Origin of the sequence: Agrobacterium vitis (genome assembly GCF_013337045.2) — a bacterium.
Classification (GTDB): domain Bacteria; phylum Pseudomonadota; class Alphaproteobacteria; order Rhizobiales; family Rhizobiaceae; genus Allorhizobium; species Allorhizobium vitis_B.
The window spans coordinates 16,563-32,355 of sequence record NZ_CP118260.1; the positions used below are offsets into that span (position 1 = coordinate 16,563).

The 15,793-nt window shown below is 57.5% G+C and carries 17 protein-coding genes and 1 riboswitch; of the genes, 7 read left to right on the plus strand and 10 right to left on the minus strand.

Going from position 1 to position 15,793, the window contains the following annotated elements:
- Positions 1 to 24: 24 nt before the first annotated feature.
- The 6 genes from G6L01_RS18080 to G6L01_RS18105 all read right to left on the minus strand — a co-directional run bounded on the left by G6L01_RS18080 (position 25) and on the right by G6L01_RS18105 (position 6,086).
- Positions 25 to 984: an ABC transporter substrate-binding protein gene (locus G6L01_RS18080; protein WP_070163376.1), complete on the minus strand. Its 960-nt coding sequence runs from the start codon at positions 982 to 984 to the stop codon at positions 25 to 27.
- 22 nt (positions 985 to 1,006) lie between these two features.
- Positions 1,007 to 1,807 carry an ABC transporter ATP-binding protein gene (locus G6L01_RS18085; RefSeq protein ID WP_070163377.1) on the minus strand — a complete coding sequence of 267 codons (801 nt, stop codon included), beginning with the start codon at positions 1,805 to 1,807 and terminating at the stop codon, positions 1,007 to 1,009.
- A 135-nt stretch (positions 1,808 to 1,942) separates the two neighbouring features.
- Positions 1,943 to 2,158, minus strand: a riboswitch (cobalamin riboswitch).
- Positions 2,159 to 2,344: 186 nt separating this feature from the next.
- Positions 2,345 to 3,781, minus strand: a complete 1,437-nt coding sequence (locus tag G6L01_RS18090) for an amidohydrolase (protein WP_070163378.1) — start codon at positions 3,779 to 3,781, stop codon at positions 2,345 to 2,347.
- A gap of 135 nt (positions 3,782 to 3,916) precedes the next feature.
- A complete protein-coding gene (locus G6L01_RS18095; RefSeq protein ID WP_070163379.1) occupies positions 3,917 to 4,195 on the minus strand; it encodes a hypothetical protein in 279 nt (92 codons plus the stop codon).
- A complete protein-coding gene (glgA, locus tag G6L01_RS18100) occupies positions 4,192 to 5,667 on the minus strand; it encodes a glycogen synthase GlgA (RefSeq protein ID WP_070163509.1) in 1,476 nt (491 codons plus the stop codon). Before glgA ends, G6L01_RS18095 begins: the two co-directional genes overlap by 4 nt.
- A gap of 101 nt (positions 5,668 to 5,768) precedes the next feature.
- Positions 5,769 to 6,086, minus strand: coding sequence for a DUF2934 domain-containing protein (locus G6L01_RS18105; protein WP_070163380.1), 318 nt, complete (start codon positions 6,084 to 6,086; stop codon positions 5,769 to 5,771).
- Positions 6,087 to 6,330: 244 nt separating this feature from the next.
- On the opposite strand from G6L01_RS18105, the gene G6L01_RS18110 reads away from it, so the two are divergent.
- Positions 6,331 to 6,672 carry a hypothetical protein gene (locus tag G6L01_RS18110; RefSeq protein ID WP_070163381.1) on the plus strand — a complete coding sequence of 114 codons (342 nt, stop codon included), beginning with the start codon at positions 6,331 to 6,333 and terminating at the stop codon, positions 6,670 to 6,672.
- Between the two features lie 86 nt (positions 6,673 to 6,758).
- Here G6L01_RS18110 and G6L01_RS18115 read toward each other — a convergent pair whose 3' ends face one another.
- Entirely contained in the window at positions 6,759 to 7,310 is a 552-nt protein-coding gene (locus G6L01_RS18115; protein ID WP_070163510.1) for a DUF4334 domain-containing protein, read from the minus strand.
- A gap of 539 nt (positions 7,311 to 7,849) precedes the next feature.
- Here G6L01_RS18115 and G6L01_RS18120 point away from each other — a divergent pair.
- Entirely contained in the window at positions 7,850 to 8,842 is a 993-nt protein-coding gene (locus G6L01_RS18120) for a bile acid:sodium symporter family protein (RefSeq protein ID WP_070163382.1), read from the plus strand.
- 56 nt (positions 8,843 to 8,898) lie between these two features.
- Here the strand turns inward: G6L01_RS18120 and G6L01_RS18125 are convergent, their stop codons facing one another.
- Complete coding sequence (locus tag G6L01_RS18125; RefSeq protein ID WP_070163383.1) at positions 8,899 to 9,930, minus strand: L-idonate 5-dehydrogenase; 1,032 nt, start codon at positions 9,928 to 9,930, stop codon at positions 8,899 to 8,901.
- Between the two features lie 10 nt (positions 9,931 to 9,940).
- Positions 9,941 to 10,888: a 2-hydroxyacid dehydrogenase gene (locus G6L01_RS18130; RefSeq protein ID WP_070163384.1), complete on the minus strand. Its 948-nt coding sequence runs from the start codon at positions 10,886 to 10,888 to the stop codon at positions 9,941 to 9,943.
- 107 nt (positions 10,889 to 10,995) lie between these two features.
- Here G6L01_RS18130 and G6L01_RS18135 point away from each other — a divergent pair, with 107 nt between their 5' ends.
- The 5 genes from G6L01_RS18135 to G6L01_RS18155 all read left to right on the plus strand — a co-directional run bounded on the left by G6L01_RS18135 (position 10,996) and on the right by G6L01_RS18155 (position 14,617).
- On the plus strand, positions 10,996 to 11,754 hold the full coding sequence (locus tag G6L01_RS18135; protein ID WP_070163385.1) for an SDR family oxidoreductase: 759 nt from the start codon (positions 10,996 to 10,998) through the stop codon (positions 11,752 to 11,754).
- A complete protein-coding gene (locus G6L01_RS18140) occupies positions 11,723 to 12,259 on the plus strand; it encodes a gluconokinase (RefSeq protein ID WP_070163386.1) in 537 nt (178 codons plus the stop codon). The genes G6L01_RS18135 and G6L01_RS18140 overlap by 32 nt, the downstream gene beginning before the upstream one ends.
- Positions 12,260 to 12,261: 2 nt before the next feature.
- On the plus strand, positions 12,262 to 13,146 hold the full coding sequence (locus G6L01_RS18145) for an NAD(P)-dependent oxidoreductase (protein WP_070163511.1): 885 nt from the start codon (positions 12,262 to 12,264) through the stop codon (positions 13,144 to 13,146).
- Entirely contained in the window at positions 13,146 to 13,478 is a 333-nt protein-coding gene (locus G6L01_RS18150; RefSeq protein WP_070163387.1) for a hypothetical protein, read from the plus strand. The genes G6L01_RS18145 and G6L01_RS18150 overlap by 1 nt, the downstream gene beginning before the upstream one ends.
- 152 nt (positions 13,479 to 13,630) lie before the next feature.
- On the plus strand, positions 13,631 to 14,617 hold the full coding sequence (locus tag G6L01_RS18155) for a LacI family DNA-binding transcriptional regulator (protein ID WP_070163512.1): 987 nt from the start codon (positions 13,631 to 13,633) through the stop codon (positions 14,615 to 14,617).
- A gap of 46 nt (positions 14,618 to 14,663) precedes the next feature.
- Here the strand turns inward: G6L01_RS18155 and G6L01_RS18160 are convergent, their stop codons facing one another.
- Positions 14,664 to 15,758 carry an ABC transporter substrate-binding protein gene (locus G6L01_RS18160; protein ID WP_070163388.1) on the minus strand — a complete coding sequence of 365 codons (1,095 nt, stop codon included), beginning with the start codon at positions 15,756 to 15,758 and terminating at the stop codon, positions 14,664 to 14,666.
- Positions 15,759 to 15,793: the final 35 nt, after the last annotated feature.

The window sequence follows — 15,793 nt, forward strand, 5'->3', positions numbered from 1 at the left end:
TATACGTCTAATGAAAGTCAAGACTTACAGACTTTGCGGATGAAAGGCTTGGGCCAGCCGGGCGATGGCATCGATATTGCGCGGTCCCGGCGTTGCCTCGACATAGTCAAGCACAACGAAACGATCATTTTTCACGGCGTCGATATTCTGGAAGGCAGGGTTATGCTTCATATAATCGATCTTCTGCTGCGCGGTCACCTCGCCATAGTTGACGATGATAATCACCTGCGGATTCCGCTCGATCACCGGTTCCCATGACACTTCCGTCCAGCTTTTCTGCACGTCATCCATGATATTGACGCCGCCAGCAGCTTCGATCATCGCGGTCGGAATGCCGAAGCGGCCTGATGTGAACGGCTTCTGTTCACCGGAATCATAGACAAAAACGGTTGCTGGCTTGTCGGCTTGACTGATTTTGGCCTGGATTTTCGCCAATTGCTGGCGATAGCCTGCAACCAATGCGTCTGCCCTGTCTTCGACCCGGAATATCCGGCCCAAATTGATGAGGTCAATGAACATATCGTCCATGGTTGGCTTGGCCTTGGCCATGATGTGAATGCAGCTTTCGGTCAGTTCATAGACCTTGATGCCCAATGGGCTGAGGGTGTCTGGCGTCACCTCGCCGCCGACCTTCATGCCATAATTCCAGCCGGCGAAATAGAAATCCGCATTGGCATTGAGCAGGACTTCCTTGCTCGGATATTTCGGCGATAGTTCCGGCAATTGGCTGACGCCGTCGCGCAATTTTTCGTCCAGCGTCTTCCAGCCGGAGACCCCAGTATAGCCGACCATATGGTCCTGTAATTTCAGCGCCAGCATCATTTCGGTCAGGTTGACGTCATTGGAAACGGCGCGTTGCGGGGCTGTATCAAAGGTAACCTCACGGTTACAGCTCTTGACGGTCACGGGTTCCGCTGCGGCTGCGGTGAGGTTGACTGCTGCAAGAAAGGTTGAGAGCGCGAAAGTGAGAAGAGCGTTTTTCATAAATGGTCCAATGGGTTGCAGATCAGGCACTGAGCGCGAAGGAAAAATTGCGGGTGGCGCCGCCATCCAGGCTGTGGACATGAGTTTGAACGGTGAAGGCTGCGGACAGATGGTCTGCGGTCAGCACATCGCGCGGACAGCCCTCGGCAATCATCTGTCCGTCCTTCAGGATGATTGCTCTTGTGGCAAAGCCTGCGGCAAGATTGATGTCATGCAGTGTGGTGACGATGGTAATGCCGAGACCACGCAGCAGATCGAGAATTTCCAATTGGTTGCGAATATCGAGATGGTTGGATGGCTCATCCAGAATGAGCAATTGCGGGTCTTGCGCCAGCGCCCTTGCGACGAGAACGCGTTGCTTTTCGCCGCCTGACAAAGTTGCAAAACCACGTCGCGCCAGATCGGTGACATGGAGGTGATCCATGGCATGCAGCGCTCTGGCTTTGTCGTCTCCGGTACCCTGCGACCTTTTCCATGCGCTTTTCTGCCAGGGAATTCGGCCCATCATGACGATATCTTCGACGGTGAAAGGAAAATCTGCTGGCATTTCCTGGACCACGACGGCGATCCGGCGAGCGACCGTCCGCGGATCGATTGTCCATAGATCCTGCCCGTCGAGCAGCACCCTGCCCTCACTGGGGCGCACGGCACGATAAAGGCAGCGCAGCAGGGATGTCTTGCCAGCGCCATTCGGGCCGATAATGGCCAGACGCTCACCAGCGGCAAGCGTAAAATCTACGTTTTTTATCAGGGATCGCGCGCCAGTTGGCCCATAGCTGAGCCCCCTCACCTCAAGTGAGGCACCATGACCGTCACAGCTCATGCAGGAGCCTGCATCGCTAAACCGGACATCAGACGTGACCCGCTTCGGGCCGGATCGTCTGAAAAAGGAACGAATGGCCACGCCTCTCGGCGGACCTGAAGTTTTATCGCTGCCATCGGAACACCCCGTCCGTTGCGGTTGAACATCTAAATGGCAGGTCTCCTGGCTTGCGGGTCGCTGTTGGCCTGCGCCTTCCCGGCTTATCGCCAGTGGCATCGTGCAGGCCCACTCGCCGCTCACAGTTGCGGGGGCAGCCACGGTTTCGGTCCCTTTTGGGTAAGCCTCACCGTATTCCCTTTTCAGCCGCAGCCTTCTTTGCAAGGCCACAGCACCATTTGGATCTATCACTGACATGGGTTGCGGTTCCGCACAAGTCCGTTTTCAAACTATATCGATATGATGTGTCGTTATAACGTTACCCAAACTGGGTCAAGCAATAGACTAGGAATTTGTCCGGGTGGCTGGGGGGGCTACGCCGAACAAATCCGAGAAAGCTTTAAGGAGGTAGGCTGATGAAAGAGATCTGGATACGGCCTCTTACTTACGGCCACCCATTTCAACGATTGGCGGTTCGGCGTCGGCGGGCAAGGGGCTTTGATAGGGCTGGCCCTTGCGACGGGCGACGAGATCGGCAAGTGCGGCTTCGCGTAACTGTTCGCTTTCGAAGGCGGCGCGGCCTGTGGCGGCCATGACCTTTGCCGCGGCCACCATGCCCTTGTGCGCCAGCGGACTTTTCCCCTGCGTCACCAATTGCCAGGTATGGAACGGTGTGCCGATGGCGCAGGTTGGCCCATCGGCCTGGACGGTTGGCACCACCCAGCTGACATCGCCGACATCGGTTGATCCGGTCAATAGCGGCGTGCGGTCATGGGCGGGCAGGATGAAATCGGCAAGCGGGATATCGCGCTCCGGCAGGCCCTCGAAGCGCCAGGGCGCCGACTTTTCTTCCGGCGTCAAGACGGCGCGGATTGTTTCTGCAAAAGCCCGGTCCGCCGCATCGAAAGGTGGTGGGCCGAGTTCTTCCCATGCCTCCTGCATGGCCGCCATCAGCGGACCATTGGTCAGCACGTTGGAAACGGCGCTGATCACCTGTGTTTCCAGCCGGGTTTCGGTCATCAATGCCGCGCCCTCGCCAATTTTCTTGACCCGTTCCACAAGGGTCTTCATGCCTTGCAGTTCCGGGGCGCGGATCAGATAGCGAACCTTGGCATGGGCCTGGACGACATTGGGTGAAATGCCGCCTGCATCCAGAATAGCGGCGTGTACGCGACAATCGGACGGCATATGTTCGCGCATATAATTGACGCCGACGCTCATCAGTTCCACCGCATCGAGAGCGCTACGCCCCAGATCGGGGTTTGATCCGGCATGAGCCGCCCTCCCCCGGAAAGTGAAATCAACACGGGAATTGGCAAGCGAGGTGGTGCGCTGCACGCCAGCGAAGGAGTTTGGATGCCAACTGATGGCGATATCGACACCTTCGAACGCCCCTGTCCTGACCATAAAGGCCTTGGCGGCTCCACCCTCTTCGGCCGGGCAACCATAATAGCGCACCCGTCCGGGCAAGCCCTTTTCCTTCAGCCAGTCTTTCAGGGCAGCAGCGGCCAAGAGAGCTGCGGAGCCGAGCAGGTTGTGGCCGCAGCCATGGCCGTTACCACCTGCGGCAATTGGCTTATGTTCAGCGACGCCTGCTTCTTGGCTCAGGCCGGACAGGGCATCATATTCGCCGAGAAACGCAATGATGGGACCGCCCTCCCCTGCTTCGCCCATCACGGCGGTGGGTATGCCGGCTAATTGTTCGCTGACACGAAATCCTTCGGCCTTCAGCATGGCGACATGCTCTGCGACGGACGATTCTTCCATATAGCAGGTTTCCGGCATGCCCCAGATCCGGTCGCTCAAGGCGATAAAGACAGGCGTCTTGGTATCGATGATCGACCAAAGTGCGGCGGATGAATTGGGGGAAACGGTCATGGGGGCACCTTTGACAATAAACACCCGCCAACCATAAAAGCTTGGCGCTCAGCGGCAAGCTTTTATCCGCTGTTTTACCAGGCAAGTCGATTTTGTGATGGAAAGTTAGCCATCCGGAAGGCCTGCTCTTCTGATTCAGGAGAGCGGTTCTGTGCGTGTGTCTGCCGCGCGGGCCTTGGCTGCCTGAAGAATATCGCGGGTTTCGCGCGCCTTGGCAGCAGCTTCGGAAAGCGCGCGGTTTGGAACCGCGCCGGGATCTTCCTGGCCGTCGCTGAGGTGGCTTTCCTGTTCGAGACTACGGATCAGATCCTTGAATGCCTCAGGTCCTTGCAGGCTTGCCGTCAGAAGTGAAATCAGCAATTCGCGGTGGGCGTTGATACGCCCCCGCATGGTTTCCGGCGTTGCGTCCGTCATGAATGCAGGCTCCGAGCCGGCTTGGTCCGCGCCGGGATACGGCGATGAGTGACGGCATTATAAAGGGCGGCATATTGTTCGGCGCTGCGCTCCCAGCTGTAATGTGCCCGCATGGCCTGAAGCTGCAACCGCCGCCAATGGCGGGGTACGGCATAGGCGTCCAACGCCCGACGAAGCGCGTGGCGCAGACCGTCGGTGGTGATCTGGTCGAACTGGAAACCGGTTGCCGCCTTCGCAGACATTGCTGCGTCATTGGCATCGATAATGGTTTCCGCCAGCCCTCCAGTACGTGACACCACCGGCACACAGCCATAGCGCAGAGCATAAAGCTGGGTCAGGCCGCAGGGTTCGAAACGCGATGGTTGAATGATGGAATCGGCACCACCGTGAATGCGATGCGCGGTTTCCTCATCATAGCCGATCTTGACTGCCATGCGGCCAGGAAAGCGCTGTGCCGTCTCGATCAGCGCCTGTTCCAGCGCACGATCCCCCTGCCCGAGCACGATCAGCTTACCGCCACCATCAATGATCTCGCTGGCGGCTTCTGCCAGCATATCCATGCCTTTTTGCCATGTGATACGGGTAATGGCGGCAAAGAGCGGACCATCATCGTTGTCGAGGCCAAACTGGTTTTGCAAGTCCACCTTGTTCAATCGCTTGAGGCCGATCGTTTTCTGGTCAAAGCGGGAGAACAGATGCGGATCGGTGGCCGGGTTCCAGATTTCCGGATCGATCCCATTGACGATACCGCGCAGCTTGTCCTTGCGCTGCTTGAGAACGCCTTCAAGGCCCATGCCAAAGCGCGGCGAAAGGATTTCCCGGGCATAAGTCGGGCTGACGGCGGTGATCATGCTTGACGTCATCAGACCACCCTTCAGATAGCTGATATCGCCATAATACTCCATGCAGTCCGTTGACATCACGCTTGGCGGCAGTCCAATCAAGGGCAGCAGGGCGGCGTTGAACTGGCCCTGGAATGCCAGATTGTGAATGGTCAAAACCACAGGCGTCGTGCAATCCATGTGCCGCAGGTAGACGGAGGTGAGAGCGGTTTGCCAGTCATGGGTGTGAACGACATCGGGAACCCAGCCTGGCAGGCTACCGGCGGCAATTTCGGCTGCTGCCAGAGACAGGACCGCAAATCGCTTCCAATTGTCATGATGGTCAAGGCCGTTCTCGTCCACATAAGGGCCACCCGGCCGGTCGAACAATTGCGGCGCATCGAGTATGAAAAGGTCGAGGCCGTGGATGCTGGCGGCGTAAAGCGCGGCGGATTCGCCAAGGAGATCTTCGAACACCAAAAGCGGCGGCTGGTCCCGGATCAATCTGCGGACATTGCTATAGCCTGGAATCAACGTCCGGGTGGCGACACCGAAATTGGCGAGCGCCTTTGGCAGAGCGCCCGTGACATCGCCGAGACCGCCAGTTTTAACGAGTGGAAAAATTTCCGATGTGACGGAAAGCGAGCGCAGACTCTGATCGATGACATTGCCTTTCTGCATGCGTTGCGGAAGGCAGCGGATTCCAGCCGCAGCGATCGCCGTGTCCTGTCGGTCTGAAAAAACAGGTGCCATCAGATTATCTTTCGCTTGCGTTTCGTCGCTGCGGCAGGTTTTGGATCTTGCGGCACATCGGCCATCTCAGCTTCTGGGCTCTGTCTGGTCTTGGCGGCCAGCGTTTTGGTCGTTGGAGCCTTGGCAGTCTGCGTTTTGGCGGCTTGGCTCGCGCGCTTGAGCGCGCCTGCCTTGGCCTTTTGCGCGGATTGCGAAAGGTCGTGAAATTCGCGATGGGCCTGTTGCCAATGGACGTCGTCTTTCCCGTGCGGCTTGCCCTCTTCTTCCCAAAGGCTATAGGCTCGCTTTTCGATCCACTCTTTGTCGGATGGCTTCATCGTCTATCTCCCATTGACCACCCCTCTAACGTGAAATCTGCCGTTTCTGTTCCCCAAATAGCGGTCGTTTAGTGAAATTTTCATCGCTGACTTGCGGATAGGCAGAACGCAATAATCGCACCGTCGCTCAACACCCTTGGCAGATAAGGATCTATCGCTTTTTCAGGAACAATAACCCTTGCCCATCTGTTTTCGACCCGAGCGTCAAACGCGAAGAGAAGACAGTGGGTCAAAGGAGAAGACAATGGAATTGATTGGCACCTTGGTACATCCTGAAAAGGGCGGACGGTCCGGATATAATGTCGAATTCGTTTCCGACAGTGGTGATGTGGTGTCCGTACAGCTGAAACAAAGCGAGGACCGGCCTCTGACGCGCGAAAATGCGCCGGAAGCAGCCAGGTCGTTGCTGGAGGAAATCAGCACGAAAGAAGTTGTTGAGGGAGGTACACGCCACGCCGACCAAGCCCGCCGGGATGAGGGTGACCGCGATCTCAACGATGCGCTGGAAGATACTTTTCCGGCCAGCGACCCTGTTTCAATGGCAACGACCAGCACGATCGGTGGTACGGGAAATAACGACAACTGATTATCGCATGATGGTGCTCGGCCAAAAGTTGACAGGTTGACATCTGTCAACGCCGACCGGGTCTTGTGCGGGCAAAAGTATGCGTGTCACTCGCGGGTTAACAAAAAGAAGAATGGCCTGTCGAAATCACGATGCTCCATCAATCCGAGACAGCGGCGGTCATCAATACGGCGGAAATGGTCAATGATTGGCTTTTCGTCATAGATCATCGCTGCGCTGACAGTGCCGCCCAGTGCGACGGGCCTTAGTCTTGCTTTTGGCCGGCCAGAGGCAAAAAACCGTCCCAGATTACGAACTACTGTTCTTCCCACCGCGTTATTGAACAACCTGGGTGACGCAAGCAAAAGCCGCAGCGGAATGAAGAATGGGTTTAACGGATAAAAACCGAAGCGGTCGCGCATGATAAGCGGATGACCTTCGTCAGCAGAGACGAAATTCTTGCCGTGCCAACCGAAAGGCGGCATCAGGCCATCTATGGGATGATTTGTCGCTAACTCCTGGCCGACCCACATGCCGATCATGTCATCGACTTCGAGGGCTGGCAGGTGGAGGAACCTGGCGATTGCTTCTTCGCCCGTTGTGCCATGCTGTTGCCATTGGATCAGCCAGTCCGTATCTGCAAAAACCTGTGTTGTCACGGTAATGTGTTCCCGCTTTCTAGAGTTTCCGGTCCGGCGCATTGCATGACGTTTTCCCTTGCCTAATGAGGCTCCTCTTCGGCTGATGGTCCTGGACGGGTTGCTCGTCGTGCCTGGCTTGCTGTCTCTTTGGCAGATCGCTTTTGAGGCGTTGTCGATGGGTCCAAGAACCCTGCTGCTTTGCTTTCATTGCTGCATTCCTGCGCTTTCTATGCGGCAATTATGCGTTGCTGCTATCAACATCACTTCACGGCATTTGTTCCTTTTGGGACCGTCACGCTGCGTTGAACTTGGGTGAGGTATTGTGTTTGCGACTATTTCAAGCGTTTGATCCCTTTGATCCGTCTTCAGAAAACGAGCCGGATGTAAGGCCGGATTTGTTTGAAACGCTGAAAAGTGATGGCAGATGTGCATCAGTGGGGTTTGCATCGTCGATATGAATGGCCTACTCCCTAACGCTTGAAATAGTTAACATATGACAATTGCCAAGAGGCGCCATAGCCTTCGCGTTGTCAGTGAAGAATGGATGAGCGGCGATCATGACGCGGTTTTTACCCGATAAATTCACCCTGATGCTTGTGTGTACAGTGGCTCTGGCTTCAGTCTTGCCGATCAGCGGCCAGCCGGCGGTTTATTTCGGCTGGGCAACGAAAGTTGCGATTGCAGCGCTGTTTTTTCTGCATGGCGCCCGCCTGTCGCGGGATGTCGTGATTGCCGGCATGTTGCATTGGCGCCTGCATCTGTCGATCCTGGCCGTGACCTTCGTGATCTTTCCTTTGCTCGGCCTCGGACTGGGGTTTTTCGTGCAGGGTTTCCTGCCGTCCTCGCTTTATCTTGGCATTCTTTATATCTGTGTCCTGCCATCGACCGTCCAATCGTCTATCGCCTTTACCTCCATGGCAGGGGGCAATGTGCCGGCGGCGATCTGTTCAGCCTCGGCATCGAATATTTTCGGCATGATCCTCACCCCCCTGCTCTGCGGGTTGCTGCTATCGGCCGGTGGCCATGGCGGGATTTCGCTCGATGCTGTCTTGCAAATCTTCGTGCAATTGCTGCTTCCGTTCATTGTGGGGCAGCTGTTGCAACCCTTTATCGGCAATTGGGTCAGGGCGCGCAAATCCTTGCTGTCGCCAATTGATCGCGGCTCAATCCTGATGGTGGTTTATGCCGCCTTCAGCGAGGCAGTCATCGAGGGGATCTGGAAGCATTTCTCACTCGCGGATATTGGCGCGGTCGTGGTGGTCGATATCGTCTTGCTGGCATTGGCCCTGAGCATCACCACCTTCGGCAGCCGGTTGCTCGGTTTTTCCAAGGAGGATGAAATCGCCATCACCTTCTGTGGCTCGAAGAAAAGCCTGGCCTCCGGCGTGCCGATGGCCAGCGCGATTTTTGCCGGACAAAGCATCGGTGCCATCGTCATGCCGTTGATGCTGTTTCATCAGATCCAGCTGATGGCTTGCGCGGTGATCGCCCAGAAATATGCGGAAAAGCGCAAGCTGAAGGAAGCCGAAGTGGTAGTTGCGTCGGCCTGATGCCATTTTATACCAAGTCTCTGACATGCTGACGCATCCTCGCCTTCAGAGCCTCCTCAGGAAAAGGCAATCTGAGCTTTCATAGCCTTGCTTCTGTCGGACGCGATGGTGAAGGCGGAAAGCGCATCCTCCAAGGGAACCGTATGGGTAATCAGCGGCTTGACGTCGATCAGTCCCTTGCGCATCAGTTCCACTCCGACGGCAAATTCACTGTGGAAACGGAATGAGCCGCGCAGGTCAAGCTCCTTGGCGGTAATGGCCATCATCGGCAGGGTCATGTCGCCACCAAGTCCGAGTTGCATGATGACACCGCGTGGACGCATGGCGGAAATTCCGCCAGCCAGCGCCGAGGCAACGCCGGTGCATTCGTAAAGCACGTCGAATGTGCCTTTACCCACAGTGTATTCTGCAAGGCCGTCCGGCTGGGCTGCGGTGTTGATCACCCGGTCAGCACCCGCCGCTTTGGCAAGTGTCAGCGTAAAATCCGAGAGATCGGTGGCGACGATTTCCTTTGCCCCGGCCCTCCGGGCGGCAATGATCGACAAAACGCCAATCGGACCGCAACCGGTGACCAGAACCCGCTTGCCGAGCATTTCACCGGCCCGGCGCGTTGCGTGCAACGTCACGGCCAGTGGTTCGGCCATCGCCGCCTCCCCTGCTGTCAGTCCATCCGCTACCACGCATTGGCTGGCATCGGCGACAAGGCTTTGCCGGAACGCACCCTGGATATGGGGGAAGGGCATGGCGCTGCCGTAAAACCGCATATTGATGCATTGATTGTGCAGGCCTTCCTGGCAATAGGCGCAGGTGTGGCACGGGCGTGACGGTGAGACGGCGACGAGCTGGCCGATGTCCAGTCCTGTGACCCCTGCCCCCAATGTCTCGACATAGGCCGAGACTTCATGACCAAGGATCATCGGCTGTTTCAGTCGGACCGCGCCAAATCCACCGTGATTGTAATAGTGCAGGTCGCTGCCGCAGATGCCTCCGGTGGCAAGTCGCAGTTTTACCTCGCCGTGACCGGGCTCGACCTCGTCCACCTCTTCAATGCGAACGTCTTTCGCTGCATGGGCAACAATGGCTTTCATGGATTTATCCTCATAGAACCGGGGTTGGCAGAGCCGAACCGGCGAAATGTGCGATCAGATTATCGCGGACCAACTGGCCCATGGCCTGGCGGGTTTCAATCGTGCCGGAGGCGTGGTGGGGCTGGAGCAGGACATTATCCAGGGCCAGAAACCGTGGATCGAGCCTGGGCTCGCCTTCGAACACATCCAGCGCGGCTGCGCCCAGCCGTCCGGTTTCAAGCGCGTCCAGCAGGGCGGCTTCATCGATATTCGTGGCACGGGAGATGTTGATCAGCATACCCTCCGGCCCCAGCGCCTCGATCACATCGCGCCCGACGATATGCCTTGTATCGGCGGATGCGGCCAGCGTGACAAACAGGAAATCGGATGTTCTGGCCAGTTCCACGGGATCGGCAACGAATGTCATGCCCTCGGCATACGGCTTGGCGGCGACATCGCTGTAGGAAATCTGCATATCGAAGCCTTTGAGGCGCTTGGCGACCTCAAAGCCGATGCGGCCAAGGCCCAGCACCCCTGCCCGCCTGCCCCAGACCCGACGTTTCAGCGGATAAAGACCCTTTGCAGCCCAGCTGCCATCCTTCACCCAGGTTTCGGCGCCGATCATGCCGCGCGATTGGCATAGCATCATCGCTACGCCCAGATCGGCAACGTCATTGGTCAACACATCGGGTGTGTTTGTGACGCGGATGCCACGGGCGCGGCAAGCTTCAAGATCCACGGCGTCATAGCCAACACCGTAGACCGAGATGATTTCGAGCTTCGGGCAGGCGTCTATCATGGCGCGGTCAGCACCGAGTTCTCCCCTTGTGGCAATGCCGCAGATGCTTGGTCCGACGGTGGTGAGAAAGGCGGCTTTGTCATGTGCTTCGAAATAGCGATGCACGGAAAATTGCGCATTCAAGGGCTTTTCGTCCCAGGCCGGATAAGGCCCGACCTGCAAAATCTCCGGCTTTGCCACTTTCTCGTCCTCCCATTGGCGAACCCGTCTAAAAAACTTGACAGGCAATGTTATCGATAACATAAACAGGTTCAACAAATGTTGTCGAGATAAAAGTGGAGGATGCCATGTCGCTTGGTCTTTTCGATCTGACGGGGCGCCGCGCGCTGGTGACAGGGTCTTCGCAAGGCATTGGCTTTGCCCTGGCGCAAGGTTTGCGGGCGGCGGGCGCAACCGTGATCGTGAATGGACGCGATGAAGCCAAACTTGCCGCCGCCGCCGCCCTGATCGGCGATGGCTGTGATATTCTGGCTTTCGACGTCACCGATCATCAGGCGTCTCGCGATGCCGTCGATGGCTTCGAGGCCAAAAAAGGCCCTATCGACATTCTCGTCAACAATGCCGGGATGCAGTTTCGCGGCCCGCTGGAAGAGTTTCCGGCAGACGCTTTCGAGCGGTTGTTGCGCACCAATATTTCCAGCGTTTTCAATGTCGGCCAGGCTGCGGCCCGGCACATGATCAAGCGCGGCGCAGGCAAGATCATCAATATCGCCAGTGTGCAGACGGCGCTGGCCCGGCCTTCGATTGCTCCTTACACGGCCACCAAGGGCGCGGTCGGCAATCTCACCAAGGGCATGGCGACGGACTGGGCCAAATATGGGCTGCAATGCAACGCCATCGCGCCCGGCTATTTCGATACGCCGCTGAATGCAGCACTGGTTGCCGATCCTAATTTCTCCACATGGCTGGAAAAGCGCACGCCAGCCGGGCGCTGGGGCAAGGTTGAGGAATTGGTGGGTGCTTGCATCTTCCTGGCGTCTGGAGCCTCGTCTTTTGTCAACGGCCATGTTCTGTATGTCGATGGCGGTATTACCGCCTCGCTCTAGGATCAATGCCGTGGTGAAACTTGTACTCATGGGCGTGTCCGGCTGCGGAAAATCCTCCGTTGGCGCTGCATTGGCGGCAAGGCTCGGCGCAGTCTATATTGACGGCGACGATCTGCATCCGCCGCAAAACATTGCCCGGATGCAGGCGGGCATTCCGCTTGACGACGCGGATCGATCGCCGTGGTTGGATGCGGTCGGAACACGCCTTGCCGGGGAACAAGGCGTGACCATTATCGGGTGTTCGGCGTTGAAGCGGGCGTATCGCGACAGGATCAGGGAAAAGGCTGGTGGTGCTGTGCGTTTCATCCATCTGGCTGGCAGCCATGCCGTGATTGCCAGACGGGTCACCGAGCGCCCAGGGCATTTCATGCCTGCTTCGCTGCTCGACAGCCAATTTGCAGCGCTTGAGCCGCCGCTTGCTGATGAACAGGCGGTGACCGTCGATATCGATCAGCCGCTTGACAGTCTGGTCGCGGCGATTGTTTCGGCCATAGGGGAGGAATGATCATGACCAACACAGTGGCGCTGATCGGCGCGGGCGCCATGGGCGGCGCAATCGGCAGGAGGCTGGTTGAAACCTGCAACCAACTGACGGTCTTTGACCTCAATGCTGAAAAGGTGGCGGAGTTGACCGCGCTTGGCGCGACGTCTGCAAAGACGGCGGCGGAGGCTGCATCGCGCTCGGACTATGTTATTCTCAGCCTCAATGCGCCGCATATCATTCGGGCCGCGGTGTTCGGCAAGGACGGAGTGACTGAGGGCGCAAAACCCGGGACGTTGATTATCGACATGTCCTCCATCGACCCGGAGGCAACGCGGCAATTGGCTGGGGATGCGGCGGAAAAGGGTTTGCGCTGGGTCGATAGCCCGCTTTCAGGCGGCGCACCCAAGGCGGCGATTGGTGAATTGACGTTGATGGCTGGCGGGACAGAGCAGGACGTGGCCGATGCCCATCAGGTTTTGCAGCATGTCGCATCTAATTATACGCATATGGGTCCAGTGGGTGCAGGCCAAACCACCAAGCTGATCAATCAGGTGCTGTGTGGCCTGAATTTTTTGGCCGTGGCCGAGGCAACGCAATTGGCGCTGGACGCTGGCGTCGATGCCGCGAAAATCCCGCAGGCATTGAAGGGCGGCCGGGCCGATAGCGCCATCCTCCAGGAATATATGCCACGGTATGTCACCAAGGATTATCGTCGCACGGGTCGGATTGACAATATGGTCAAGGACCTGAACGGCGCACAGGATCTGGCGCGGCGCACCAATACGGCCATGCCGCTGACGGCAGTCTGCGCCGAGGTGCATCGGATGCTGACAGCGGCGGGCCTGGGTGGAGAAGACCAGGCCATGTTGATGGAATTTTTCACCGGAGCAAAAAGGGAGACCTCCTGATGATCACACGTTACGCCTTGTTTGAAGGCACGGTAAAGCCAGGGCAGACGGAGGCATTCCGCGCTGCTGTTCTTGAGACCATCTTGCCAAAATGGAAGCAGTTTCCAAAGGCGATGGATGTTAGAGTGTCCTTCGCCGAGGCCCGTGATGATGGCGCGCCGGAATTTCCGATGATCCTGGCGATCAACTACCCGAATCTGGAGGCGGTCGAGGCCGCGCTGGCCAGCCCGGTTCGCGCCGAGGCCCGTGCGGCAACAGAAGCGGTGCTCTCGCAGTTCTTCGATGGACGCATCCATCATCACGTGACTCTCGCCAACGAATTTGCCCTTTGACAAGGGGCTCGTGGGGTCCCCTCTCCTTTTTGGGGTGGGTTGCCGGTTGGAAAAGCTTTTAGCTGGCTTTTATTCACCTTATAAACGCAGTGTAACACGCTGAAAACCATAGCAAGGGCCATTGGGTGACTGATTTCCGCAAACCGCCAACCATGGCCGATATTGCCCGCGTCACGGGAGTGTCGCCGATGACGGTGTCGCGGGCCTTCAAGACCGATAGTCTGATCAGCAAGGAAACCCGCGATGCCATTTTACTGGCGGCGGAGGATCTTGGCTATGTGTTCGATTCCACTGCCTCCAATCTAAGGTCACAGCGCTCCGATTTTGTTGCGGTTACTATTCCCTCGATCAATAATGCCAATTTCGCCGATACGGTTGGCGGGCTCTCGGAAACGCTCGCCACCCGGAAGATGCAAATCCTGCTTGGTTATACCAATTACGATATGCAGGAAGAGGAACGGCTGATCGAGCAATTGCTCCGCCGCAAGCCGCAGGCCATCGTCGTGACTGGTGGCAAGCATACGCCCCGCGCCCGCAAATTACTGGCCAATGCCCATATTCCAGTGATCGAAACCTGGGATGTGCCCTTCGAGCCGATTGGTCACTATGTCGGTTTTTCCAATGCCGGTGCGGTTTGCGCCATGGTCGATCATTTCGTTGCCGTCGGCTATCGGCGCCTGGCCTTCATTGGCGGGGATGTCGGGCGAGACACACGCGGTAGTGATCGCCGCAATGGTTTTATTGCTGCGATGAACCGCCATGGGCTGGATGCATCGCGGTTGATCGCCGCCGGTCCACCGCCGATCTCGATGCGCGAAGGCGCGAATGCCATGACGCGGCTGCTGGAAACGCTGCCCGATACCGAAGCGGTGATTTGCGTATCGGACCTGTCGGCATTCGGCGCCTTGACGGAATGTCAGCGGCGCGGCATCGCCGTGCCAGAGGGGATCGCCATTGCAGGGTTTGGCAATTATGAAATCGGCGCGATTTCCGTGCCGACGATTACCACCATCAATGCCTTTTCCCGCGACATCGGCGAGAAGGCAGCACGGCTTATCCTGGATCTGCTCGACGGGCGGCCATTGGCTGGAAACATCACCATCACGCCCGAACTGATCCTGCGTGACAGCAGTCTGTAGAGGGTAAAGCCATGCGCCGGTGAAGGCGCATGGCAGGGTTATCAGCTCATTTGCCCCAGATCTTCTTATAGGCATCCCGATAGCCATTGTCGGGATCGAAGCTGTTTTTCGGTCCGCCATCGAATTCGACATTGTCGGCAGTCACCACATGCAGTGGCGACATGTAGCCGGACCATTTTTCGCCATTGAGGGCTCGGTTCAGCTCATCCACCAATTGCCAGCCTTGCAGGTTCAAGGGTTCGGCCACCGTCACCTTCTGGTACTGACCAGCGCGGATGCGCTGATAGGCGGATTCGGAACCATCCCCTGCGGCGACATTGATCGGTGCATCGGTTCCCCCCTTCCCTGCCGAGGCGAGCGATGGTCCCATGAAATCGAAGTAAAGGTCGTTGATGGCCAACGTATGGGTCCAGCTGTCGCCGTATTTCTGCAACAGCGAGGTGGTCAGCTGTGGCATGCGCTGCGAGGTTTCGGCAATCGGCGTATCGACATAGGCCAGAACCTTGCCGCCCAGCCGCTCGATTTCTTCCTTCATTTTGTCAGCTTTGGCGATGGCGATCGCATAGGTCGAGTCGGTAAAGATGATGACGCCCGGCTTTCCCTTGGCATCGACATAGGCCCAGTTGGCGGCAGCTTTCGAAACTTCCATGGCATCGGTGCTGATATTGGCAAACAGGCCGTTCTTTTCGTCCGGTCCGATGGTGGGACCTGCATGCCAGGCGACCAGCGGTATTTTGGCGACTTTCGCCTGTTCAAGCGCGGGTGCCTGTTCTACAGCATCGAAACCGTCGATAATGATGGCGTCCGGTTTCAAGGCCATTGCCTGACCGAAGGCTGCGGTACGCCCACCGATCGAGCCTGCGCCATCCAGAACCTTGACCTTCCAGCCGATGGCCTTGGCAGCTTCCTCGACACCATTGCTGACGCCGAGGATACCACCGTTTTTCAGATCGCCGGCGAGAACAACGATGGTTTTTCCCGGCTGCGGTTTCGGGGCGCTTTTCGGTCCGTCCCAAGTTGTAACCTTGCTGGCATATTTATCGACCACGGCGTTGGCTTCGGCCATCGGGTCGGCCCAGGCGTTGCCCGCCGTGAGCAGGATCAAGGCGCCGGTTGCTTGCAGGATATGTCTGCGTTTCATGTCCATTCCTCCCTCTGGAAATTACTGAAAAGGAT

Coding starts and splice junctions, on each gene's coding strand:
- G6L01_RS18080 (WP_070163376.1), bottom strand. CDS start 984: ATGAAAAACGCTCTTCTCACTTTCGCGCTCTCAACCTTTCTTGCAGCA.
- G6L01_RS18085 (WP_070163377.1), bottom strand. CDS start 1,807: ATGAGCTGTGACGGTCATGGTGCCTCACTTGAGGTGAGGGGGCTCAGC.
- G6L01_RS18090 (WP_070163378.1), bottom strand. CDS start 3,781: ATGACCGTTTCCCCCAATTCATCCGCCGCACTTTGGTCGATCATCGAT.
- G6L01_RS18095 (WP_070163379.1), bottom strand. CDS start 4,195: ATGACGGACGCAACGCCGGAAACCATGCGGGGGCGTATCAACGCCCAC.
- G6L01_RS18105 (WP_070163380.1), bottom strand. CDS start 6,086: ATGAAGCCATCCGACAAAGAGTGGATCGAAAAGCGAGCCTATAGCCTT.
- G6L01_RS18110 (WP_070163381.1), top strand. CDS start 6,331: ATGGAATTGATTGGCACCTTGGTACATCCTGAAAAGGGCGGACGGTCC.
- G6L01_RS18120 (WP_070163382.1), top strand. CDS start 7,850: ATGACGCGGTTTTTACCCGATAAATTCACCCTGATGCTTGTGTGTACA.
- G6L01_RS18125 (WP_070163383.1), bottom strand. CDS start 9,930: ATGAAAGCCATTGTTGCCCATGCAGCGAAAGACGTTCGCATTGAAGAG.
- G6L01_RS18135 (WP_070163385.1), top strand. CDS start 10,996: ATGTCGCTTGGTCTTTTCGATCTGACGGGGCGCCGCGCGCTGGTGACA.
- G6L01_RS18140 (WP_070163386.1), top strand. CDS start 11,723: ATGTCGATGGCGGTATTACCGCCTCGCTCTAGGATCAATGCCGTGGTG.
- G6L01_RS18145 (WP_070163511.1), top strand. CDS start 12,262: ATGACCAACACAGTGGCGCTGATCGGCGCGGGCGCCATGGGCGGCGCA.
- G6L01_RS18150 (WP_070163387.1), top strand. CDS start 13,146: ATGATCACACGTTACGCCTTGTTTGAAGGCACGGTAAAGCCAGGGCAG.
- G6L01_RS18155 (WP_070163512.1), top strand. CDS start 13,631: ATGGCCGATATTGCCCGCGTCACGGGAGTGTCGCCGATGACGGTGTCG.
- G6L01_RS18160 (WP_070163388.1), bottom strand. CDS start 15,758: ATGAAACGCAGACATATCCTGCAAGCAACCGGCGCCTTGATCCTGCTC.